At 59.3% G+C, this 21,988-nt stretch carries 19 protein-coding genes; 1 reads left to right on the forward strand and 18 read right to left on the reverse strand.

Annotation, left to right across the window (positions count from 1 at the left end):
• Window positions 1-966: 966 nt before the first annotated feature.
• The 4 genes from J2X53_RS21625 to J2X53_RS21640 are packed head-to-tail and all read right to left on the reverse strand — an operon-like array spanning window position 967 to window position 2,832.
• A complete protein-coding gene (locus J2X53_RS21625) occupies window positions 967-1,692 on the reverse strand; it encodes an aldolase/citrate lyase family protein (protein ID WP_349039569.1) in 726 nt (241 codons plus the stop codon).
• The gene (locus tag J2X53_RS21630; RefSeq protein WP_349039570.1) at window positions 1,689-2,306 is read right to left on the reverse strand and encodes a CoA transferase; all 618 of its coding nucleotides are present in this window, start codon (window positions 2,304-2,306) and stop codon (window positions 1,689-1,691) included. Before J2X53_RS21630 ends, J2X53_RS21625 begins: the two co-directional genes overlap by 4 nt.
• Window positions 2,307-2,345: 39 nt before the next feature.
• Window positions 2,346-2,510, reverse strand: a complete 165-nt coding sequence (locus J2X53_RS21635) for a CoA transferase (RefSeq protein ID WP_349039571.1) — start codon at window positions 2,508-2,510, stop codon at window positions 2,346-2,348.
• Window positions 2,494-2,832 (reverse strand): CoA transferase, encoded by a 339-nt coding sequence (locus J2X53_RS21640; RefSeq protein ID WP_349039572.1) that lies wholly within the window; start codon window positions 2,830-2,832, stop codon window positions 2,494-2,496. The genes J2X53_RS21635 and J2X53_RS21640 overlap by 17 nt, the downstream gene beginning before the upstream one ends.
• A 125-nt stretch (window positions 2,833-2,957) precedes the next feature.
• Here J2X53_RS21640 and J2X53_RS21645 point away from each other — a divergent pair, with 125 nt between their 5' ends.
• Entirely contained in the window at window positions 2,958-3,914 is a 957-nt protein-coding gene (locus J2X53_RS21645) for a LysR family transcriptional regulator (RefSeq protein ID WP_349039573.1), read from the forward strand.
• Window positions 3,915-3,937: 23 nt separating this feature from the next.
• Here J2X53_RS21645 and J2X53_RS21650 read toward each other — a convergent pair whose 3' ends face one another.
• The 14 genes from J2X53_RS21650 to J2X53_RS21715 form a co-directional block, all read right to left on the reverse strand.
• Entirely contained in the window at window positions 3,938-4,669 is a 732-nt protein-coding gene (locus tag J2X53_RS21650) for a MaoC family dehydratase N-terminal domain-containing protein (protein ID WP_349039574.1), read from the reverse strand.
• 89 nt (window positions 4,670-4,758) lie between these two features.
• Entirely contained in the window at window positions 4,759-6,054 is a 1,296-nt protein-coding gene (locus J2X53_RS21655) for an MmgE/PrpD family protein (RefSeq protein WP_349039575.1), read from the reverse strand.
• Window positions 6,051-7,229, reverse strand: coding sequence for an acyl-CoA dehydrogenase family protein (locus tag J2X53_RS21660; protein ID WP_349039576.1), 1,179 nt, complete (start codon window positions 7,227-7,229; stop codon window positions 6,051-6,053). Before J2X53_RS21660 ends, J2X53_RS21655 begins: the two co-directional genes overlap by 4 nt.
• Before the next feature lie 113 nt (window positions 7,230-7,342).
• A complete protein-coding gene (locus J2X53_RS21665; protein WP_349039577.1) occupies window positions 7,343-8,272 on the reverse strand; it encodes a LysR family transcriptional regulator in 930 nt (309 codons plus the stop codon).
• 3 nt (window positions 8,273-8,275) lie between these two features.
• Complete coding sequence (locus J2X53_RS21670) at window positions 8,276-10,135, reverse strand: hypothetical protein (protein ID WP_349039578.1); 1,860 nt, start codon at window positions 10,133-10,135, stop codon at window positions 8,276-8,278.
• Window positions 10,132-10,599, reverse strand: a complete 468-nt coding sequence (locus tag J2X53_RS21675) for a hypothetical protein (protein WP_349039579.1) — start codon at window positions 10,597-10,599, stop codon at window positions 10,132-10,134. The genes J2X53_RS21670 and J2X53_RS21675 overlap by 4 nt, the downstream gene beginning before the upstream one ends.
• A gap of 14 nt (window positions 10,600-10,613) precedes the next feature.
• Window positions 10,614-12,806: a flotillin domain-containing protein gene (locus J2X53_RS21680; RefSeq protein WP_349039580.1), complete on the reverse strand. Its 2,193-nt coding sequence runs from the start codon at window positions 12,804-12,806 to the stop codon at window positions 10,614-10,616.
• A 37-nt stretch (window positions 12,807-12,843) separates the two neighbouring features.
• Window positions 12,844-13,533 carry a bacteriorhodopsin gene (locus J2X53_RS21685; RefSeq protein ID WP_349039581.1) on the reverse strand — a complete coding sequence of 230 codons (690 nt, stop codon included), beginning with the start codon at window positions 13,531-13,533 and terminating at the stop codon, window positions 12,844-12,846.
• A gap of 12 nt (window positions 13,534-13,545) precedes the next feature.
• A complete protein-coding gene (locus J2X53_RS21690; protein ID WP_349039582.1) occupies window positions 13,546-14,976 on the reverse strand; it encodes an ABC transporter permease in 1,431 nt (476 codons plus the stop codon).
• Window positions 14,973-16,331, reverse strand: a complete 1,359-nt coding sequence (locus J2X53_RS21695) for an ABC transporter permease (RefSeq protein ID WP_349039583.1) — start codon at window positions 16,329-16,331, stop codon at window positions 14,973-14,975. The genes J2X53_RS21690 and J2X53_RS21695 overlap by 4 nt, the downstream gene beginning before the upstream one ends.
• 49 nt (window positions 16,332-16,380) lie before the next feature.
• A complete protein-coding gene (locus tag J2X53_RS21700) occupies window positions 16,381-17,319 on the reverse strand; it encodes an alpha/beta hydrolase (RefSeq protein WP_349039584.1) in 939 nt (312 codons plus the stop codon).
• A 10-nt stretch (window positions 17,320-17,329) separates the two neighbouring features.
• Window positions 17,330-17,734, reverse strand: coding sequence for a hypothetical protein (locus J2X53_RS21705; RefSeq protein ID WP_349039585.1), 405 nt, complete (start codon window positions 17,732-17,734; stop codon window positions 17,330-17,332).
• A 31-nt stretch (window positions 17,735-17,765) separates the two neighbouring features.
• A complete protein-coding gene (locus J2X53_RS21710; protein ID WP_349039586.1) occupies window positions 17,766-19,916 on the reverse strand; it encodes a YbhB/YbcL family Raf kinase inhibitor-like protein in 2,151 nt (716 codons plus the stop codon).
• Window positions 19,917-19,996: 80 nt separating this feature from the next.
• Window positions 19,997-21,190, reverse strand: a complete 1,194-nt coding sequence (locus J2X53_RS21715) for an ABC transporter substrate-binding protein (RefSeq protein ID WP_349039587.1) — start codon at window positions 21,188-21,190, stop codon at window positions 19,997-19,999.
• Window positions 21,191-21,988: the final 798 nt, after the last annotated feature.

Consider the following 21,988-nt stretch of genomic DNA (forward strand, 5'->3'; position numbering starts at 1 on the left):
ACGGCAATCGATACTTGCGCAAACTCTTCATTCACGGAGCCCGAACGGTGCTGCATCTCGTGCGTGACAGGACGTCGCCAATAACGGCCTGGGCAAACAGAAGTCCCTTGATCCGGTTGATGTGGGCAGTTCTTTCCTGGATAAGCCGATCCAGTTCGCGATGCGACCGTCGGGCGTCCTCCTCCTCAACGCTGAGAACCCGGACGATGGAGCACGCATGGCGTTCTGCCCGGTCAACGGCCACGAGGGCGTTCAACAGCGACAAGACATCGATCGGATCCGTCTTTACCCGCAGCGCCCGTCTGTTCACTTGAAGGGAAGCGGGATCGAGGACATCGGCCCATAGCAGAGCAGAAACCGGGCCAGCCAAAACCCATCAGGCCCTGTTTCAAACATAAAACCAAGCGGTCAGCCCCGAAATGTCGAAGCCTCTCCGGCCGCGACAGCAAGCCAGCCGTATCACCGCTTGACAGCCGGTAAATGCCCGCCTTGTCACGGTCCGGCAACATGGCCCCGACCATCCAGCTTCCCTTGCTCAACTCTATCGCGACATAGGCAGTCTTCGGCGCGTCACCGTCTATCCTTTCCATGGCAGCCTCCTGATCCAGGATCGAATGCGGCCAGTCTATCGCAACGCCCGAAGCCGCACACATAGGATCCTTTTGTCACGAAAGCTCAAGCCCTGGACCGGGAAGTGAGGCGTGGCATGATCGAACGAACCCAGCTATGGATCAACTTCGCTGATCACCATCCCGGCCAGCGGCTTCATGACAGTGCCGCATATACAGGCCTGACAGAAGACTGCACGCGATCACCAAGCCCAGAAGTCAGAGCCCCTTGCACAATGGGCGGCGGCCACAGAAGTGGCTAAGTCTGCACCGCACGCAGGATGTTGCGCGCGCGTTGGATGACAGGGGCGTCGATCATCGTGCCTTCCATCGCCACGACGGCGCCTAAGGTCGCGTGCTACGCCTGCAATACCTTGTTCGCCCACGTTATTTCGGCATGGGTCGGCGCCAGTGCACTGCGGATCACCGGCAGTTGCGCCGGATGAAACGCCGCCACAGCGCGCAGGCCAAGCTGACGTCCTTGTGCGATCTGGCTGGCATAGAGATCAAGTGCCTGGAAATTCGCCAGCGAACCGGGAAAGCCAATGCCAAGCAAGCCACGTGTGGCCGCGGCCACCCCGATCTGGGCTGCCAGATATGACAGGGCACCTCCATCCGGGCTGACACCCAGCAAAGCCGCATAATCCTCGGACCCCAGCATCATCGCCACCAGTTGCGGAAAGACGGCTATGGCTGGCAAAGCCTGCAGGGCTGCCGGAGTTTCTTTCAGTGCGATCAGGCCAATCTTGCCGCCGGTCAGTTCGGCCACGTTCTGAAGCCCGCGCAGATCTTCGACTTTGGGCAGCATCAGCGCGGCCATATGACCGAGCTCAGCCGCCGCAAGGTCATCCACCACCTCGCGCAGTTGGCAATTGATACGGATTACGCAATAAATGCCCGCCGCATGGATCAGCTGTTGGGCCGAGCGCAGCCTTGCGCGCGCCTCTGGCTTGGCTGCAGGTGCAATCGCGTCTTCCAGATCAAGGACAATCGCATCGGGGCGCAGGCGGATGGCGCTGGCCAGATGCCGCTCGGCCCCGACTGGCACAAACAACAACGCCTGCCAATTTGGCACAAGTATCATCCGGAAACGCCCTGCGATTTGCCGCCAAATTCGGTCCAAAGGCTGGCGGTCTGCGCGCCCAAAGCTGGCACGTCGCGGCCTGTCACGGTGGCATCACTAAAGCGCACGCCCCGGCCCATCATCTCTATCGGACCCGTTGGGCTGATAAGTGTGATATGGTGCGCCTGCGGATGGTGCTCCATATCCTCCATCGTAGACATAGGCCCACAGGCGATGCCGGCCTTTGACAGTTGTGCAACTGCGGCTTCGCGGTCTATTGCCGCAAAAACCGGAGCAATTAGCGCTTCAATCTCGGCCATCCGGGCCACGCGTGCCACGTTGGTGGCAAAGCGCGGGTCGGTGGCAAGATCAGGCTGTTGCAGAATTTCGGCGCTAAACGCCGTCCATTCGCGGTCATTCTGTACAGAGAGCAGCACCTGCCGATCATCCGCGCACCGAAACGCCCCATAGGGCGCAATCGACGGATGCCGCAGCCCCACCCGGGCCGGGGCGGTGCCCCCGTAACGGGTTTGCAAATAGGGCACGTTCATCCAATCGGCCATGGTGTGAAACAACGACACCTCAACCGCCCGCCCCTCGCCCGCTTTTGCCCGATGCAGAAGCGATTGCAGCACTGCCGCATAGGCCGTCTCACCCGCCGCAATATCGCAAACCTAAATGCCCACCCGCGCGCTGCCTTCGGGCGTTCCATTTACCGCAAGCAAGCCGCTCTCGCCCTGTATCAGCATGTCATAGGCTTTTTGATCCCGGTATGGTCCATCCTCGCCATAGCCGGAAATCGAGACATAGATCAGCCGTGGATTAGCCGTGCATCGCATCGGGCCCAACCCCAAGCCGGGTAGCCGCGCCGGGTGCAAGGTTCTGCACGAACACATCAGCTGCCGCGATCATCCGCTGCAATAAGGCCAAGGGTTCGGCGGCGCGCAGGTCAAGGCAAATTGATTCCTTGCCCTGGTTCAGCCAAACAAAATAGGCGCTTTCGCCATGCACCAACCGGTCATACCCACGCGCGAAATCGCCCTCGGCACGTTCCACCTTGATCACCCGCGCGCCGGCATCCGCCATCCGAGACGTGGCCAGTGGGGCTGCCACAGCCTGCTCTAGCGATACTACCAGAATGCCCTCCAGATCCTGCGTCAACAGGGCTCCCTTTCCTGCGTTTGAAAAAGGATCACCACAGAGCGGGATCATGGGTAATAGCGGTTTCCTTGACAGGCTAGAACGAAAGCGCCTAACTGTCCTGACGCGATAAAGGAGCCGCTTTGATGGATATTCGGCACCTGAAATACTTCATCGCCATTTCCGAAGAGAAATCACTGTCTGCCGCATCACGCAGGCTTGGGGTGGCGCAGCCATCGCTTTCGCAGCATGTGATCAAGCTTGAAGAAGAACTGGGTATACCGCTTATTCTGCGTTCTGCGCAGGGTATCCAGTTGACAGACGAGGGCCACCTGCTGTTGCGCCACGCGCGCGAGATATGCAAAAGCCTTGCCGCTTGCCTTGTTGAAATGAAAGAATCAGGCGGCTCCGTGCGTGGTCAGGTGACGTTTGGTATGCCTCCATCCGTGTCGATGGTGATGTCGGTTCCATTAGCTGAAACCGTGCGCGTCGAATTTCCCGATGTCCGCCTTCAGGCAATCGAAGCGATGAGCGGCTTTATCCGCAACTGGATCGGCGATCAGACCGTAGATATTGGATTTCTGTACGACATTGACAAAAAGGATAGTTTTCACGCCATCCCAATTTTGGATGAGCAGCTTTGTTTGTTTTCGGCCCCGGATAACTGGCCGCTTGCCACTCCGCCCGGTGCGCCAACTTCGCTGGCGGCGCTGCGCGATTTGGATCTGATCCTGCCATCGCCCTCGCATGGCTTGCGCAAAACCATCCAGAAACATGCCCAGGCCCGTGGTATCGAGCTGAACGTGGTGATCGAGATGGATGCAATGACCCAGATTAAAGAACTGGTCGCGCGGGGGTCGGGACATACCATTTTTGCCCCCGCCGCAGCCCATGATTTCGTGGCACGGGGGGAGCTGGTAAAGGCACCGATCACCGATCCCGATATGTCGCGCCCGGTCTATTTGGTGCATAGCACGACCCGGCCAATGTCGCGCGCCTGTCAGTCCGTCCAGCGTCTGACGCTGGAAGTTGCGCGTGATCTGGTGCGTCGTGGCATCTGGGAGGGCCGCTTGCGCGACATGCCCGCAGAGATAGATGATTAGACGGTAATCCTATTGCTGACTGGCTAGGGGGTTGCTGTTGCCTGCATTGTCACCACGCCATCCTGTCGCCGCACCCGCAGCGCAATGGTATCGGCTTGGTGCCGTGCCTCGATCTGCACGGCGTTGCCGCAGATCAGCGGTGCCAAACCGCGATAGCGGAAACTGTGCGGCAGACGGTCCAGCATTGTCGTAGACAGGTTCAGCATCCACAGTGCTTGCAAGGGGCCATGCACAACCAAACCGTCGTAGCCTTCTACCGCCGTTGCATAGGGCATATCATAGTGGATGCGGTGGCCGTTGAAGGTGACGGCAGAATAGCGAAACAGCAACGCTGGATCGGGTGTGATCTGCCACACGGAATCTGGCAACCAATCCTCAGCTGGGGTCGGGTTTGCGGTTCGTCCCGGCTTGGGGTCTTCGCGGTAGACCAAATCTTGCCGTTCGGTGATTCGGGTTTGGCCGTCAACGCGCCACAGATGTGTGATACTGACAAAGCCAAGCGGGCCGGACGCGCCCGATTTGAAGCTGATATCGCCCATAGTGCTATCACGGGTGACGGTATCGCCGGGGTTGAGGGTGCCAGAAAACACCATTTCTCCCCCCGCCCACATCCGGCGTGGCAAGGGCAAGGCTGGCACGAACATCCCGGTGCGCGGGTGGCCGTCACGGCCAAGATCAGCAGGGTCTGCCACATCGGGCACCAAGACCCATTGAAATCCGGGCGGCACCGCGCCGGGACCAAGCATACCCGCCATGACAGCACGAAAATGGATCAACAATCGGTCGCTGATGACTTCGGATCTCGAGAATTTCCGTCCAACCCAATCACTATAATCGCCTGGGTTCATCGTAACGCCTTGCCTAGATCACGCGCGCCAAGACTATCCAGCGCCACGATCATGGCCCAGATCTGCTCTCCGTCTGCGCCGATCAACCCAGTGGCTTTTGCGCGCAGGCGGTTTTCCAGCACCGCGTCGGGCAAGCGCGCAGCAAGGTCATACGCAAAGGGCAACTTGCCACCATCCTTCAGTTGCACCTCACCGACGACCTGCATGTCTGTGAGGGCGGCATCACCTTCGACGGTGATTTTGGCCGCAAAATCGGCCAGCAAGTCATCTTGCGCCAAGGTATCCGTATAAGCACGGTCGCTCGCGGTGGAGATGCCAGCCAGAACCATGCCAGCCAGCCAGTTATAGCTGAACTTTATTTCCAAACCGGTGCGGGGGGCCTTGATATCGCAGACCGAAAGCCAGCGCGTGCCGGTGCGCAGATGGATGGATGCCACCCGTCCGGGGGTCAGATTATGCGCACGCTTCAAAGCGGACAACGCCTCAATGATCGCATGGGTGCCGTGACAGCAGGCGTGCAGTTTGTATTTAACATCCTCGAACAGGAATGTGCCCACCGGTGGGCTGGGCTGTGGGGCGTCGGCATGTGTCAGAACGAAGCCCTGCGCACCCATCAAACCATCATCCGCCGAGGTGAAGCCCGCGCGCGCAAGACCCGCACATTCGATGCCGTTGGAAGCCGCAATCCCGGCGTTATAGGGTTTGCCCATGGTGCCGAACTGCGATTTCAGCCCCGAGGCGCGGGTGGCGCACAGTCCAATCGCCACACGTATCTGATCACGGGTTAAGCCATAAAGGCGGCCCGCGGCAACAGTTGCGCCGAAGGCCCCGGCGGTGGCTGTCTGGTGGAATCCACGGTTATAGTGCCCGGCACCCAGCACCATACCGATGCGGACCGAAGCTTCGGCTCCGATCAGGAAGGCATCGGCCACGTCAGCGGCAGAGGCCCCAACTTCCTCGCCCACCGCCAAAGCCGCTGGATAAATCGCCACCGATGGGTGACCGACGTGACCAAAATGCGTGTCGTCATAGTCCAGAGCGTGGCTGGTGGCACCATTCACCAGCGCCGCTGCCCGTGCTGGGGCTTTCGTCCCACCAAACACTGACGCGGCAGGCAAACCGCCCTCGGCACCGACATAATCCCGCAGGATCACGGCCAGCGGTTCACTCACCCCCGCGCGTCCGCAAACCAGCCAGTCAAACAGCGAAAACCGTGCCATACTGCGCGCCGATGCGGGGATTTCGCCCGAAGGCATCGCGGCGAGATCAAGGATTTGTGCCAGAAAAGTCATGCCGCAGCCCCATAAGATTTGGGCAATCCCAGCACCTGCTCTGCAATGTAGCACAGGATCAGGTTGGTGGAGATAGGGGCCACCTGATATAGCCGCGCTTCACGGAATTTGCGTTCAACATCATATTCTTCGGCAAACCCAAACCCGCCATGGGTTTGCAGGCAGGCCTCAGCAGCCTCCCAACTGGCATCTGCTGCCAGCATTTTAGCGGTGTTGGCCTCGACCCCCGGATTATGACCCGCATCATACATCGCAGCGGCGCGATAAACGATAGCCTCTGCCGCCATCATATGGGCGTAGGCGCGCGCCAGCGGAAATTGCACGCCTTGGTTCTTGCCGATCGGCGCGCCAAAGATCACTCGCTCCTTGGCATAGGCCGATGCCTTGTCGATGAACCACTTGGCATCGCCGATACATTCCGCCGCAATCAGGATGCGTTCGGAATTCATTCCCGACAGAATATAGCGGAAGCCCTTGCCCTCCTCGCCGATCAGCGACGAGGCCGGGATGCGCACGTTGTCAAAAAACACCTCGGTGGTGGCATGATTGATCATGGCGCGGATCGGGCGGATGGTCACGCCGTTGTCCACCAGTTTGCGGAGGTCGATCAGGAACACCGACAGCCCGTCCGTCTTGGATTTCGCCTGATCGCGGGGCGTGGTGCGTGCCAAAAGCAGCATCAGATCGGTGTGTTCGGCGCGGCTGGTCCAGATTTTCTGGCCATTGATCACATAGTCATCCCCCTCACGCCGCGCCGTGGTCTTCAGCGCCAGCGTGTCGGTACCACTGGTCGGTTCTGTCACACCAAAGGCTTGCAGACGCAACGAACCGTCGGCGATACTCGGCAAATACTGCTGTTTTTGCGCATCGTTGCCATGCCGTAGCACAGTGCCCATCGTATACATCTGCGCGTGACAGGCGGCGGCGTTGCAGCCATTGCGATGAATCTCCTCAAGAATAACCGCAGAGGCCTGCAGGTTGAGCCCCGATCCGCCGTAGCTTTCGGGGATCATCGCTGCCAGATAACCTTCGCGGATCAGTGCCGCGACAAAATCTGTTGGATATGCCCTGCGGGCATCCAGATCACGCCAGTATGCCCCCGGAAAGCCCGCACAAACATTGGCCACGCCTTCACGGATGGCGGCATATTCGGCGGTCGGATCAAAGCTGGTCATGACAACGGTCCTTTTGGTGATTTGCACACAAATTCGCAGGATTGGTGCTGCTTGGGAAAGAACAAAGGCTGCTTGCGCCTAGCAGAACTCGCTATGGGTTGGCCGTTTGACATTCAAAACACCGCCTCCAGTGAGGCCTGGATGGCTTTTGCGCGGCTAAAGATGGCCTCGGGCAAAATCTTGGGCAATGGTTGCTCGGGCTTGCTGGGGCGTAGAAGGGCAATCGTGCGCACCATGTCGGGGTCACTTATCATGCTGATCGAAAAACGGCCCTCGGCGGCATCTGTCGCCACTGAATGATAGGGCAGAATGGTGGCAAAATCACCGGAGGTGCCGTCCAGCATCGCTTTCACTGCGTTCAGGCTATCAAGTTCAAGCGCAGGCACCAACGGTATGCCGCGTGTGGCTGCCACCGCGTCGATGATGCGACGCAGTTGGTGGTGGGCGCTGGGTAGGATCAAACGTTGGCGGGAAAGGTCATTCAAAGATAAGGGATGGATGGATTGCCTCGGCCCGGCCAGCACCAGTTTTTCCGACAGAAGGTTTGTCACATCCAAACCTTCGGTATCAGGCTGGCTATACGTCAACGCAAGATGCAGCCGGCCACAGGCCATCAAACTGCGAAGATCGCCGGAATAAGCCTCTATAACGGTAAGGGTCAGCGTCGGTGCCGACTGGCGAAGTGCCTCGTACAAAGGTGCGAGAAACAGCGGAGAGATGGTGGGGCAGACGCCAAGACTGACATGCGCGGGGCCTGCACCAAAATCGCGCTGCACCCGTTCGATCAACAGATCAAGGCTTTCCAGATGCAATCGTGCGCCGCTCATCAGAGCAGCCCCCGCCTCGGTTGGCACGGCGTTGCGGCCATTGCGGGTGAAGAGTTCCATCCCTAGCTCGTGCTCCAGCAGTTGCACCTGCCGGGTGAGCGCGGGCTGCGCAATGCCGATAACCGGGGCCGCCTTGGAGAACCCGCCATTGTCGCAGACCGCCACGAAGTAGCGCAGCCGCCGGATATCCACACCGGGTTTATCCAGACGCCCCATCGGTTACCGCTCCTCAACGCTGCGCGCAGAGACACGCACCACGCTTGAGGCGATCCAATCGGGCGCGGAGGTTGCGTCGCCAAGTGCCACCCGGCGCAAGCCCTGATCTGTGGTGGTGCCAAGCTGCGCGCCGTAGGTTAGCCACCAGACCAGTGGCACGCCAATCAACCAGAAGAACAGCTGCCATGCCCACAGGGATGGGATGCCCAAAGAAGCATCCCCGGTGGTGAAAATCGGTTGACTGAAAAAGGTGTTCCCCAGGATAGCCCCCGGCCCGAGGGCGAAGAATGCCCAGATCAGGATCAGCGACCATTTCGCATTGCGCGCAGGTTTTGTCCCAAAATCGACACGCCATGTGCTGGCAAATTCATCATGCAGGCGGTCCTGGTGCCTGCGCTCGGCCCCGCTGCGGGTGAAGATCGAGATCAGCAGCACGGCGGATAGGTTGAGCGTCAGACCCCACGCGGCAGAATGGATGGTCAGCGGCCATCGCCCCCATGGCAGGTCGATAAATAGCCCCTCAAACAAGATGAGCCCCAGCGGTTCGGTGAACAGCACTATCAGTCCGCCAAAGACCAGGCCCACCAGAACCGCACTGCGGCTTATCCAGCGCAGGAAAGTCAGGCCCAACAATGCAGGCAGCATCTGCACAGCCAGCGGCAGGGCTAGGCTGCCGAAAACCGCAGACGCAAGCGGTGCAAAGGCGGCGAGGGCAGCGACCATAGCGAAACAAATGGCAAGGGTGATGCGGGTGGTCAGTCGGGCTTTTACCGGCGACAAGCCGGGCAGTATGAAGGGCAAGATCACCTCACTACTGATGAGAATTGCACACGATGTGGTGAATAACGAGACCGCCATCTGCGTCGTGACGATCAGCAGCAAAAGAAAGCCAACACCGGCAAATGGTTCAATCGCGCTCAATTCCGCAGCAAGCTGTGATGACCCCTGTGCCATCCGCAACGCCAACAGCGGCCCCGCGATCAGCAGCAGGCCCGTGAGCAGTGCCGCGATCAGCCAGACAGAGGTGAACGCGGTGCTGCGCCCTGGCCGCGCAGTCATGCCCAGATACAAAAATCCCGGCGACAGCACGATGCCGATCAGTGACAGCGCGGTCGAGGCGATGCCAACCCCTGTGAAAATACCGCCATGTACGGTTTCTTTGCCGATGCCTGCCGAAAACTGGATCACGCCGGGAATCTGGTCGGCGAGGATACTGGTCGCAACCGGCATGGGCACTGTGGGAAACCCCGGCCCGGTCAGCAGCGCTTGGGCAAATCCGGCAATCCCCGGCAGCAAAACCGCCAGCAGAACCGCTTGCAGCGCCAGCACCAGCACCGTCGCGCGCCAGCCGCCGATGACCGCCGGCAAAAACAGGAAGAACGCCGTTACCCAGATTGCAGTAGCGCGGGGTGCGGTGCCACGCGTCGCCTCCTCCAGCAACCCACCCAGTTGCGACAGCAGATTGGCGGCAAAGGGCAGGCCGAACAGCAATGCCAGCGTCAGCATCACGATGCGCAGCGATGGACTTTGGTAGTAGCGCCCCAAAGCCGCACCGGGGCTATGCAGCCCGGCGATGCGCGCGGCCAGCCACAGGCGCTTTTGCAGCAGCAGGGCCGTAAGGGCAGCAAGGATCAGGCCAAGGGCGGTGTGACTGGCCTGCAAACCGAAGCGGCCAATCAGCGCCAGATGGTCGCCCAACCCCATGCCCGCCACCATCACTCCCGCAGCCGCAAAGCTGACTGCCCAGCCGGGCAACTCAGCCCCCGCGTCGCCAAACGCTGCGGGTGCTGGGGCGGCACGGGCGGCCAGATAGAGGGAAAGCGCTGCCAGAAAGGCGAGTGTCATGGTCAGGAACGGCGTCACCGGCGGCCCCCGCGGATCAGCCGAGAGGCGCGGCGGGGATTATTGTTGCGAATGATGTCAAACTTATCGAAGGCGTCGCGAGTGCCAAAGCGCGTCAGCATGTAGAACACCACGGCAAGCAGCAGGGCGATCATGCCACCCGCCACGGGCAGGAAAAACCGCGTGGCAAAACCATCTCCCAGCAGCACCGCCAGAACAAGAACCACCATGCCAATCGCATAGAGCACCATCCCCAGCCCGGCTTCGCGCGCCGTAAACGTTGTGCCCAGCACCGTATTCACGATCACATGCGCCACAAACCCGGCCAGCAGGGCGGCAAAGCCTGCCGCGACCCACCACGCGCCACCGGGCCCAAACCCGTAGTGCAGCAGACCAAGCGCCACAAAGCCTGCGGGCAACCAGAACGCCAGCACCAGCGCATGACGATCTAGCATCGCGGTGGACTCATCTTCTGACGACATCATTCACGCCCCCCGTTTCAGTCGTCATCCTTGTCGGCCTTTGCTGCGGGCACTGGCGCAAAGTTGCGGAACGACATGCCGCCTGCCGAGCCAAGATTCTTCAGCGGCAGGCCGATTTCCTCCATCAACCCGTCCACGAAGGCCACCTGCGTGCGATACTTCATCGCCGAATTGACCACTTGGTCGGATACATTGCCACCACCTGATCCGGCACCGCCAGTTTCAGATGGACTGTTCAACCCCGGCAGACCATCGACATGCAGGATCTTGATGCTGTCGATGTTCTCCATCGGCTTGACGGTTTCCTTGATGATCGCAGGCAGGGTTTTCACCAAATGCTCATAAATCGCAGAACGCCGGCTTTCATCATTCCGCATGTTCTCGGCATCGTTCAGTTTACGCTGGCCTTCCGCTTCGGATTCGTACCGCACATCTGCCGCATGAGCTTCGGCGATTTCTGCCAAGGCCCGCTGCTCCACGGCCTGCTTGTCGGCCTCGGCCGCGCGGACGGTGCGCAGGGCATCGCGTTCCGCAGCAGACCCGGCGGCGATGATTTCCACCCGCGCATTGCGGTTGGCACCCTCTTCGGCGCGCGCTGTTGTGACCTGTTCCTCGGCCACCGCCAGCACCTTGCGGGCCTCTGCCTCGGATGTACGCACCACGGCTTCTTCAATCGCCTTGTTGACCACGGCAATCAGCCGCTGCTTGTCGGCCAGTTCAATCTCCATGTCCTGTTCGATCACGAAGCGGTCGATGTATTTCTGCGCGGCGATCCGCAACTCCTCGACCTCGCGGGATGCCACGATCTGCGCATCTTCGACTTTGCGGAAGCTGAGGGTTTCGGCCAGCTTTATCTTTTGCTGTTTGGCGATTTCCTGTTGCGCCACATCCTCGTCGGCTTTCACGCGGTCCAACTCCACCACATGCCGCTTGGCAATCACGGCGCGTTCCTGTGCGGCGGCAGCCTGTTCGTTTGACACGCGAATATCGCGGTCTTTGGCAACCTCCAGAAGTTCAATCTCCATCGAGGTGGTGATGCGGGCGGTTTCAACCTCGCGGTCGCGGCCAAGGCGGGCCTGTTCGATCTCGCCTGTCGATTTCACCTCATAGACCTCAAGCTCCAACCGCGATTTGATCTCGGCTTCTTTGATCTGACGGTCGCCTTCAATCCGCTCAGCCTCGACCTGCTGGCGGGTGTGGATGCGCTGGGTTTCCAGCGTGCTGCGAGACGCGATTTCCGCCAGTTCAGTGTCTTTCTGCCGCTCAATCTCCAGACTGCGGGTGTCGTTCAGGGCACGGATGCGTTCTGCATCCACCGCCTGATCGGTGGTGATGCGCAGGCGTTCGGATTCCTCTTGGGCGCGCACCTTGGACTGGTTGATTGAAATGGCGGATTGCGCGCGTTCAGCCTCTATCTCGGCCTGTTGGGTGGCTTTGCGGATTTCAATCGCGCGGCTTTGGTCGATACGGGCATATTCCAGATCGCGGTCGATTTCCAAGGCCCGGCTGGCGGCCTCATAGTCCTTTTGCTTGATATCGATGCGGGCCTCATTCTCAATCCGGTTGCGGATTTTGCGGCGGTCCTCAATCTGTTCAGTGAGCTGGGTCAGGCCTTCGGCGTCAAAAGCGTTTGACGGGTTGAAGACCGAGATATCCGCTTGGTTCAGCGCGGTCAGCGAGGCGTTTTCAAGCTCCAGCCCGTTGGTGCCAAGCGTCGCCCCCGCCTGCTCTGCGACCCGGCGAATATAGGCTGCGCGGTCTTGATGGATCTCCTCCATCGTCATGCTGGCGGCCACCGATGCCATCGCGTCGACAAAGCGGCTTTGGATGATTTCCTTGAGCGCCATCGGTTCCTGGGTGCGTGCGCCCAAGGTGCGGGCAGCGGTGGATACGCCCTCTTTTGTGGCAATCACGCGCACGAAAAACTCGGCAGCAATATCCACCCGCATCTTGTTGCGGGTGATCAGCGATTGTTCCCCCACCCGCCGTATTTCCAATGGGATGGCATTCATGTTCACCACGGTGATGTCGTGAATGATCGGGATCACCAGCGCGCCCCCGCCCATCACCACACGTTCGCCGCCAGATCCGGTTCGCACGAAACTCTGGTCCTTGGAGGAATGGCGATAGAGCCAGTGGAGAAGGTAAACCCCGACCGCAATCAGGATCGTCAGAAGTATCAGCATGGCAATTGCATCAGCGCCGGTCATCATCTTTTCCTTTCGTCAGGCTCACGCCCGAGGCAAATCAATACCGCTCCTGGCCAGCGACGGCCAAAACGATCAGCGACGGGGTGATCAGGTTGATCAGGTCAAACAGCGTATAAAGGGCAATCACACCGGGGGCTTGGCCCGTGCCAATCACCACATCGACAAAGTGCAGGATGGGATAGATGGCCCAACCGATGGTAAAGATCAGTCGTATCCAGAAATAGCTCAGGCGCACGGCGCGGCTGCCCTTGCGGATGGCATCAGGCATCGCACCGAAATACATCTCACCCAGAATATACAGCCAAAACCCGATCGACAGCAGCGCACCCAGCGTAGGGTTAAAGTAGGCCGCATCGCCCAGATAGCGCGAGAACACCATCAGCAGCGCCGCCGCCGTTATCCGCCAGAACACGCCCACCGGGACTTTTCCCATGGTGCGGGCGAAGAAGAACACTGCCGCCACTTGCAATGGCTGCACAGTGAACCAGCCCGAAAACCGGATGCCGCCACTGGCCTTGCCTGCCGTCAGCCACAGCGAGGTGGCCCCAAGGTAGTGCATGGCACTGGCAAGTGCCGCCACCCCCACCATCGCCACCGGCAACCGCCATTTCTCGCCCGACCACGTCAGCCCAACAAAGCACAGGATTGCGGTGGAAAATGTGGCTAGCAACGCCGCCGCAAAGGTGCTGCTGACCACATCGTGCGAGGTATATAGAACTCCGAACATCTGGTTTCCCTACTAAACTTGCGCTCTGATATGCGGCGACCGGCCATACAGCGCGACCATCGGCAAGATCAGAAGACCGAAGATGAATTGTTGCCATTCGTATTTCAGGCCGATCCCGATGAGGAACGAGGACAGCACCTGAAGTACCAGCACGCCGATCACGGTGAACCCATAGCCGCCGTTGCCACCAATCAATGAGGTTCCGCCAATGACCACCGCCGCCAGTGTGGTGAAAAGATACGGGTCGCCCACGCCGATGAACCCGCCGCCCGACCAGCCAAGCAGCAGCGATCCTGTCAGCGCGGCGAAGACGCCCGACAAGGTATAGGCGAGGGTCCAGTATTTGAACTCGCTGACTCCAATCAGCTTTGCAGACCGGCGGTTGCCGCCAAGGGCATAGATGTATCGCCCGTATGCCGAATAGCGCAGTGCCACGATCACTATGATCGCCAGCACGATCCAGATCAGGATGGTAGGCGGAAAGCCCAAGCCAAAGGTTTGCCCGTTCATCGCGGCGAGGTTCTGCAACCACGGCGGCACAGTCCCAAACACGTTGCCGCCAAAGGCAGATCCGATCGAGGTCAATATCTGCGTCAGCCCCGCCACCGCAAAACCCATGCCAAGCGTCATGATCAGCGCTTGGCCCTGCAGTTTGTAGCTGAGCACTCCGTTGATGAAGCCAATCACTCCGCCGATGATCAATACAAAGCCCGCCGCCACAAAAGATGGCACTCCGAGGCTTATCAGGAACAACAAACCAATATTGGAAGCTCCGATCACGAAGGGGATAGACAGATCCAGCCCTCCCATCAGCGCCACCAGTGTTTGCCCGATACAGGCAATTCCAAGGAAGGCTGCGAACAGAAGGATCGCCTTGATGTTGGGGCCAGATAAGAAACCCTCAATCGTGAAGGATGAAATCACGATCAATGCGACCAGCACGACCAACCCGATAAAGGCGCTGCGTCCCGTAGCAAACTGGCCCGAGACTTTGAAGGCGAACAGCAAGATCGCCTCCAGCACCAGAAAAGCGAGCAGGTTGGTGATTGAGCGGAAGTCCGGAACCGTTGCGGTGACGATCAGATAGACCAGCAACAGCAAGACCATGGCGATGATCAACACACGGTTTGACCGCCAGACGCTTGGGGCTTTCCGCGCAGTTTCTGCTATTGGTTCCGCGCGCGTTATTGCTCGCGTCTCAAAGATCACCGTAATGTAATTCAAAAGCCACAGGAGCACCGCGACCGAGATCACTGTTGACAGGATCACCGCCTGCGCCTGCATTCCCTGCCCGAAGCCAAGGCCAAATCCAATGGCTGCGATGATCAGCGACAGCGACAGGTTCAGCCAGATCATTGCCCCCGAACTGGGAATCGGGATCAGTTGCAGACGCGGCTCGCGTGGGACGAGATTGGGCTGTGGGGTTGGTGGCAGGTCGGTCATGGCGCACCTCCTTGAAACAGGGTCAGATTACCTTGTGCAGCCACCAAGGCGAACAGCGCCACAATCAGGACCGCTACGAAGGTATACAAAAACAGTCCCATGCGTTTGGCCCGCGCCTCGGCGTTAATCAGGCGCGCAGCAAGCGCCAGCACCACGGCAGCAAAGGCGGCCAGAAAGGCGAATTTCTGGATCGGCGAAAACGCCAATCCAAAGCTGGCAGTGTCGGCAGGCGACACCAACAGATAGCGTGTCAGCAGATCGCTCCGCGCTGCGGCCAACACCGGATCAGCGGGCACGTAAACAGATAAGGTGGCGACGTGCAGCATGACCCCAATGACGACCGAAGCCAGCACCACAAACGCGCCCCAGGGCGAGATGAAGGAAATGTGCCGCCCGATCACTGGCACCAGCAGCGTCAACAGCAGCGAGCCCATAAGGATCAATCCGTACGCCATCTGCGTGACAAAGGCCTGCACCGCGCCAAAGTTGAACGTCGCCAGCACATAACCGATCAGATACAGGTTAAGCGCCCCCAGGAGCGCGCCCGTCACCCCGCCTCGCCCGCCGGCCAGACTGACCCCGCCCAGCACCAGTGCCGTGGTCGCGGTCAGCGTCATATTGGTACCTTGGGTCGGGTCGCCGCTGGCGATCAGTGCGGTATAGCAGATCGCCCCAAGCCCGACGAAAATCCCGGCGATCACATGCGCCCCGATGCGCACAATGTTGATGCGCACGCCACTGGTCCAAGCCGCGCGCTCATCATAGCCCATCATCCGCAGGTTGGCGTAAAACGGCGTCAGTGTGAACAACAGCCAGCCCGCGGTGGCAATCAGCACGATCAACAGCACGGGCGAAAAGATTGTCGCCCCAAGACCCCAGCTTGCCATGAACTCGGGTGCCATCCCACCAGGACGCGGGAGGATGACAAGGTTAATGCCTGTCAGCGCAAGGAATCCCGACAGCGCGACGATAATCGGCTGCACCCGCACCCAGATCACAACAGAGGCGAACAAAAGCTGATAGAGAACGCCGATGCCAAGGGCCACGAAGAACACCCCGAATGGGCCGGTCACCGCGCCGATCATGTTCAGCTTGACGATGCTTACGTTGATAAATGCCAAAAGCGGCCCTATCGCCAGATCAACAGTGCCGCGCCCGGCAACCGCAAGTACCATCAGCGCATAGGTGGCCAGCGTAAGGGGAGCTGCCACGATGATTGCAGACCCAAAGCCCGACAATGACACAAGGCTTGGCCCCCGCACCGCCGCTATGCCCAACAGCACCGCGATCAGCAGGATCGGCACCAGCAAATATGTGCTGGTCGATGAGGATCGTTCCGACATGAGCTGTTGCATTCATCCGAGGAAAGGATTTCCGGGCGCGACAAAGCGCCCGGAATAACGATTACAGATCAATCACCCGACGCGCTGGCGGACGTTGCGACGATGCGGTGGTGGAGCTTGGGCCAGACAAGGACCGCGCGCCGCCTCGGCGTTCTGGATCGTTCTGCATGATCTTCTTCAGCACCGGGGTGATCACATCCTTGAACTTCACCGGGTCTTCCGAAGTGGGGAAGTGCCCGCCCGAAAAGATGATGGTTTCAGACCCCTTCACCTTTTCCGCTGTCCGCAAGGTCATTTCAGGGGTGCAGGCAAAGTCGTATTCCCCGGTCAGGAAATAGATCGGCGTGCGGCCCGAGATTTTGTGAACGGTGTCGCGGAAATCGCTGTCCACGGAATAGAAATAGAGATCACCTTTGAAGATACCCGGCCCGCCTTGGGCATAATACCACCATGTTTCCCAACGATAATCATCGGGGCTCTCCGGTGACATGAGCCCGAACGTCGAGGTCGCAACCGCCTCACCGCCATGAATATGCGGGTGATGCAGCGGGTAAATCCACCAGCCGGGCGAATAGTCGCAAGCCTCAAGGGCGATGAAGGCCGAAAACTCGTTTTCGTATTTCAGCGCCAGCGCCAGACAGATGTTGCCGCCCATGGATTGCCCCATGATGACAGGCTTTTTGAGATCAAGCGCACGACAGAAGGCGACGATAAACTCGGTGTAGAATTTGGTTGTCAGCTTGTATTCATCCTCCATCAGATGGAAATCTGCGGGCGGAATCGACTTGCCGTGCCACGGCATATCAAACGCGATCATGCGGAAATTTGCGGTCATATCCGGGTCGCACATCTGGTGGCGATACTGCCGTCCGTCGGTGCCTGCGGTGTGCAGGCAAACTATCGGGATGCCCTCGCCGTGTTCTTCGTAGTAGGTCCGGTAAGTCTTGCCCTCACAAGTGACATAGACGTAGCGGCCAATGATGGGATCGTGCTGGTTCATCGCGGGCTCCTCACACTTCGCGCATCAGGGACAGCATCCGCGTCAGCGCGCGCATGTTCTGCCAGAACGGCAAGGTGTTGCCGTCAATCACCAACTGCTTGTGCAGCGGGTGTGCCATCGCCCAGATGTCGTTGAACATCGGCGGCGGGATTTTCATGCTGAACTTGGCCCAGGCGCTTGATGGTGCGCGCAGGGCAAAATCAAACCCCATGTCATTCGGCGTCAACCCTTCAGAAATGCGGGCGATCTTGCCGCTTCGCACCTCGACCAGAAACTCCGTCTCATCCACACCCAGAACGAAGCGGTTGGTAAAGAACTTGCCGACAACCGGCAAAATTCTGTCTTCATTGACGCAGCGCGCCCAGCGTTCGACCCATTCCAGATCGAAACCTTTTCTGCTGCCGTATTTACTCATGCGGTCCTCCTCGTGGGTTCGGCAGATTGTGTCATGGGGTTGGCAAAGGTTTGCGGGCCGGACCGTAAACCGCTGTGAAAGATGCTTGGTCGATGGCAACCGGCAAAACCGCCGCCGCGAAAGCCGCCAGATCGGCACCGGGTGCGATATCCACACGGGCGGTTTTCAGCGCATAAAGCGTGAAAACATAGCGGTGCTGGCGGTCTGGTGGCCAAGGCCCACCCCAGCCCCGCCCGAAGCCGGGAATGGCGAAGGTTACGAAATCCGAGTTCAGCTCTGCCGCCGGTGACGGCAGGGCAAGGCTGTTGCTGGCCCCTTCCGGCAATTCGCGGATATGCCCGGGAATGTCATGCGCCAGCCAATGCGCAAAGCTGCGAGGAAAGTTGAACGCGGCAGGCAGATCGGGATCTGTGACCGCCAGCGCAAAACTCTGCGTGCCCTGCGGCACCCCCGACCAACGCAGCGCGGGCGAGGTGGGGCTTTCTTCGACAAAGCGGTCAGGCACGACCGAGCCTTGCGGAATGTCAGGGGCGGTCAGCAGAAAACCGGATTGGTTCATCACATCCTCGGGGGTTTCAGGGCGTATAAAGGGCACCACGCGGGCGGCAGGGCGCCCATCTTCGGCGGTGGGGACATGCGGCATTTCAACCGTTTCGTCGCCAGCCATCGGCGCGGTAGCGCGGCGACCAAACATCGCGTTCAGGATCACATGACCATCAAACGGCGGTTCGAAATCGGCCGAGACAGAGCCGTTGCGGAACACATGCACCCTTGAACACAGGTTCATGAATTCCTCAATTTCCGAAGACAGGAACACCACCGCATTGCCCCGCGCGGCGAAGTCGCGCAGGTTGCGGTACAGATCGAGTTTGGCCCCAATATCAATGCCGCGGGCCGGATCGTTCAGCACCAGCACGGTGGGCTTTTCGGCAAAAGCCCGCGCGATCAGCACCTTTTGCTGATTGCCGCCCGACAGTGACGTGATCAGATTGTCCGGCGATCCCATCTTCACCGCCAGTTTGCCGGTTTCCCAATCAAAGATCGGTCCCAGTTTGGTGCGATTGATCAGATTCAGCCAGCCTCCCGCGCGATAGGTGCGATAGATCGGCAATGCCAGATTTTCAAAGATGCCAAGATTGGCAAAGATACCCTCTTTCTTGCGGTCACCCGACACGTAGCTGATGCCATTTTCGCGCGCGGACCGCAGGTCGGTCACGGCTTCCGCCACCCCGTCGCGCACCACCGAGATTTTTCCCGATACCAGCGGCGCAACTCCGGCAATCGCCCGCACAAATTCGGCTTGCCCCTGCCCATCCAGCCCGGTGATTCCCACCACTTCGCCAGGGAACAGCGTAAAGTCAAACGCAGCACCATCGGCCCAGACCTTGGCAGCCGCCATCCGGAGCACCGGCAGATCAGATGACCGACTTGCCGAAACCTGCGACCCTTGCGCTTTTTCGCGCTCCGGCCCTGCGATCAGCGCCAAGATGCGTGCTTCGGTGATTTCTTCCTTTTCCAGCGTGCCCACCGTGCGGCCATCGCGCAGCACAGTGGCGCGGTCGGCAATGCGCACCAGTTCGGCGATCCGGTGGGTCACGATCATAATGGAACAGCCGCGCTTCTTCATCTCGCGCATTTTTCGGAACAGCCGCTCAGTAGAATCGAAATCCAGCGCGGCGGAAGATTCGTCCAGGATCAGCACCTTAGGCTCTGTCAGCAGCGCCCGGCCAATAGTGATCCATTGCTTGATCGACAACGGCAGCTCGCCCGCAGGCACATCGAGATCAAGATCGAACCCCAGCAGCTCTGCCATCAGGGCAGATGCCCGTGCATAGCGTTCTTCGCGGCTGACGGATGATCCCAGCAGGCCATCGGCCCCCAGATAAAGGTTGTCCAGCACCGAACATTCATCGGCTACCAGCACCTCTTGAAACACGTTGGAAATCCCCAGCTCGCGTGCTTCATGCGGCGAGGTGGCAGATTTGCCCAAAATAGCAACCTGTCCCTCATCAGGGATCAGCACGCCCGAAATTACCTTGGCGAGCGTACTTTTGCCAGATCCGTTGCCGCCAATGATCGCATGCACCTCGCCCTCATAGGCGCGCAGACTAACCCCGCCCAAAGCCACGGTCGGGCCGAAGGACTTGCGGACCGCAGATATTTCGACCGTGACGACAGACATTGCGTGAAAATTCCAGAGCGAGGGGAAACATCGGCTGCCGCAAGACAGGCACGGCAGCCGAAAGTCAGTCTGCTAGAACCTTAAGGTTTTGGATGCGAAGCGGGGTCATACGCTTCGGGATCAGCTGGGCGCAGGAAGAAGTTATCGAGATAGTCCTTGCCCGCCCAAGCCTCGATGCCCGGATGATACCAACCATCTGAATCCTCGCTGCAATCTTCGGGGATCGCCGCCATCATTTCATCTTTGCTCATCATGATCGGCGTGGTCAGGATCGACTGGATTTTCGGCCCTTGCCCTTGGAGCGTCCGCATCATGATGTCCCAGATCATTTCAAAATCATCCCCCGGTGGCCAGGCATGCAGGGCCGAAGAAATGAAATCAGGGTTATGCCGCCAGTAGCAAAGTGCGCCCAGTTCCGACCCAATGGTGATCGGCACCATCTCGCGTCCTGACTGCTTCATTGCGCGCAAGGCACCCAGTTCTGAAGCCGACTGAATGATGATGCCGTTCAACTCGCCCGGATTGGTTGCCATCCATTTCTGAACTTCGGCTTGAGCAACCTGATCGGTCCACATGCCTGCAACCTGACCCTTGATGGCAATGTCGGGATATTCCGCAAGTGCCGCTTGAATGCCCACGTTCTGGCTGTCAGACGCCGAAGCGCCGGGGATGCCCTCGACCACCAGGACATTGCCCTTGCCGCCGATTTCTTGCGCCATCCAATCGCCCATCATCCGTCCGCCGACCACAAAGTTGGCCGACGAGTTTACCGCATAGGGGCTGGTCAGATAGCCGATACCGGAAAACACCGGCACCCCTTTGGAATGGGCGTATTCCACCGTCTGATTCAGTGCGGTGGGGTTTGAGCAACACACAATGATCGCATCAACGCCTTGATCGACCAACTGGCGCATCTGCTGAATCTGCGTGGAATCGTTCAGATTGGATTGCGTAACAATCACTTCCGAGATCAGTCCCAGATTTTGCCATTTCGGGATTATCTCATTTTGCAGCCGATCCATCACCCCGGCACGCCAAGTGTTGCCCGCATAGCTGCTGGCATAACCGATCTTCCATGGCGGTGGGTTCTTTGCCACAAAGTCACGGTAAGCACTGTCGGCAATCGGCTGGTTCGGGTCCAGCAATGTCGGATTGTAAAGCTTGTCCTGAATATCCTGCGGAAGCTCCGTTACATCAGCAACGGCCTGACCCGCTGCGGCGACCGATGCGCAAAGCGCTATCGTTCGCAGCACAGCTGCGTTCATGCGTTTCATGTTTCCTCCCTGGGCGCCGAATCTCTTTGGATTGCGGCGAATAGCCCTCCTCCGGGCTGTCATACAATCTGCGAGACGGGGGAGATGAGGAAATAGGTTTTTCGTATATCCGCTATAACGCTGAGGTATATCTATTTTGCTTTCGGCATATTTGACAAAATTCTTGGGACCTGACCGCGCGAGGAAGTCACCAAGATTGGTCTCAGGCTCGGTAGGCCGATATCTACCGGCCATCACGCTTGATTCACGAGAACGGACTACGGGATGTGTGCAACATGCATAACAGCCTCTTGCGCAAGCGGTGTTCGAAGCTGATTTTAGCCCGTTTTCTGGTGTTGACATGTGTCCGGCCTCAGATGCGGTCATCATCACGCTGCAGGCGGGTTTGGTGATCGAAGTTCGGTTCCAGATCAACGCCGCGTGCTCGAAGGCGATCTGTTGCTCACGTGTTTTCCCGATCCCGTCTCACGACTGTTCCGCCAAACTTCGACCTGCCCTCTTTCCCTCCAACGTCTTCGCCACCGACACAAAGCGTACGTCCCTGCGGCCGGAGACTGGAGGGCGGCGCTGCTTCCCACCGGTGCAATGCTGCTGTGGCGCCAGACCCAGCCAGCCCGCAAAGTCCGTTCCCTGCCGAAGGTCTCGTGCGGCGGGGCCAGAACCTTGAGCATACCGATGGCGTCGGCCGGCAAGGCCCGCAGCACCGGTGTAGTCGCTTCTGTGGTTGCCGCCCGTAGTGCAAGGAGTTTTCGACCGTATTGGCGTGTAATCGAGTGCGAACTTCTGTGAGGCCTTCAT

The sequence above is a fragment of the Pseudotabrizicola sp. 4114 genome (genome assembly GCF_031457365.1).
In the GTDB taxonomy this organism is placed as follows: domain Bacteria; phylum Pseudomonadota; class Alphaproteobacteria; order Rhodobacterales; family Rhodobacteraceae; genus Pseudotabrizicola.

Excerpts from the sequence above, each read along its gene's own strand:
- J2X53_RS21655 (WP_349039575.1), bottom strand. The coding sequence starts at position 6,054 with ATGACTTTTCTGGCACAAATCCTTGATCTCGCCGCGATGCCTTCGGGC.
- J2X53_RS21635 (WP_349039571.1), bottom strand. The coding sequence starts at position 2,510 with ATGCGATGCACGGCTAATCCACGGCTGATCTATGTCTCGATTTCCGGC.
- J2X53_RS21650 (WP_349039574.1), bottom strand. The coding sequence starts at position 4,669 with ATGGCGGGTATGCTTGGTCCCGGCGCGGTGCCGCCCGGATTTCAATGG.
- J2X53_RS21695 (WP_349039583.1), bottom strand. The coding sequence starts at position 16,331 with ATGCAACAGCTCATGTCGGAACGATCCTCATCGACCAGCACATATTTG.
- J2X53_RS21625 (WP_349039569.1), bottom strand. The coding sequence starts at position 1,692 with ATGATACTTGTGCCAAATTGGCAGGCGTTGTTGTTTGTGCCAGTCGGG.
- J2X53_RS21665 (WP_349039577.1), bottom strand. The coding sequence starts at position 8,272 with ATGGGGCGTCTGGATAAACCCGGTGTGGATATCCGGCGGCTGCGCTAC.
- J2X53_RS21690 (WP_349039582.1), bottom strand. The coding sequence starts at position 14,976 with ATGACCGACCTGCCACCAACCCCACAGCCCAATCTCGTCCCACGCGAG.
- J2X53_RS21685 (WP_349039581.1), bottom strand. The coding sequence starts at position 13,533 with ATGTTCGGAGTTCTATATACCTCGCACGATGTGGTCAGCAGCACCTTT.
- J2X53_RS21700 (WP_349039584.1), bottom strand. The coding sequence starts at position 17,319 with ATGAACCAGCACGATCCCATCATTGGCCGCTACGTCTATGTCACTTGT.
- J2X53_RS21680 (WP_349039580.1), bottom strand. The coding sequence starts at position 12,806 with ATGACCGGCGCTGATGCAATTGCCATGCTGATACTTCTGACGATCCTG.
- J2X53_RS21645 (WP_349039573.1), top strand. The coding sequence starts at position 2,958 with ATGGATATTCGGCACCTGAAATACTTCATCGCCATTTCCGAAGAGAAA.
- J2X53_RS21705 (WP_349039585.1), bottom strand. The coding sequence starts at position 17,734 with ATGAGTAAATACGGCAGCAGAAAAGGTTTCGATCTGGAATGGGTCGAA.
- J2X53_RS21710 (WP_349039586.1), bottom strand. The coding sequence starts at position 19,916 with ATGTCTGTCGTCACGGTCGAAATATCTGCGGTCCGCAAGTCCTTCGGC.
- J2X53_RS21675 (WP_349039579.1), bottom strand. The coding sequence starts at position 10,599 with ATGATGTCGTCAGAAGATGAGTCCACCGCGATGCTAGATCGTCATGCG.
- J2X53_RS21715 (WP_349039587.1), bottom strand. The coding sequence starts at position 21,190 with ATGAAACGCATGAACGCAGCTGTGCTGCGAACGATAGCGCTTTGCGCA.
- J2X53_RS21660 (WP_349039576.1), bottom strand. The coding sequence starts at position 7,229 with ATGACCAGCTTTGATCCGACCGCCGAATATGCCGCCATCCGTGAAGGC.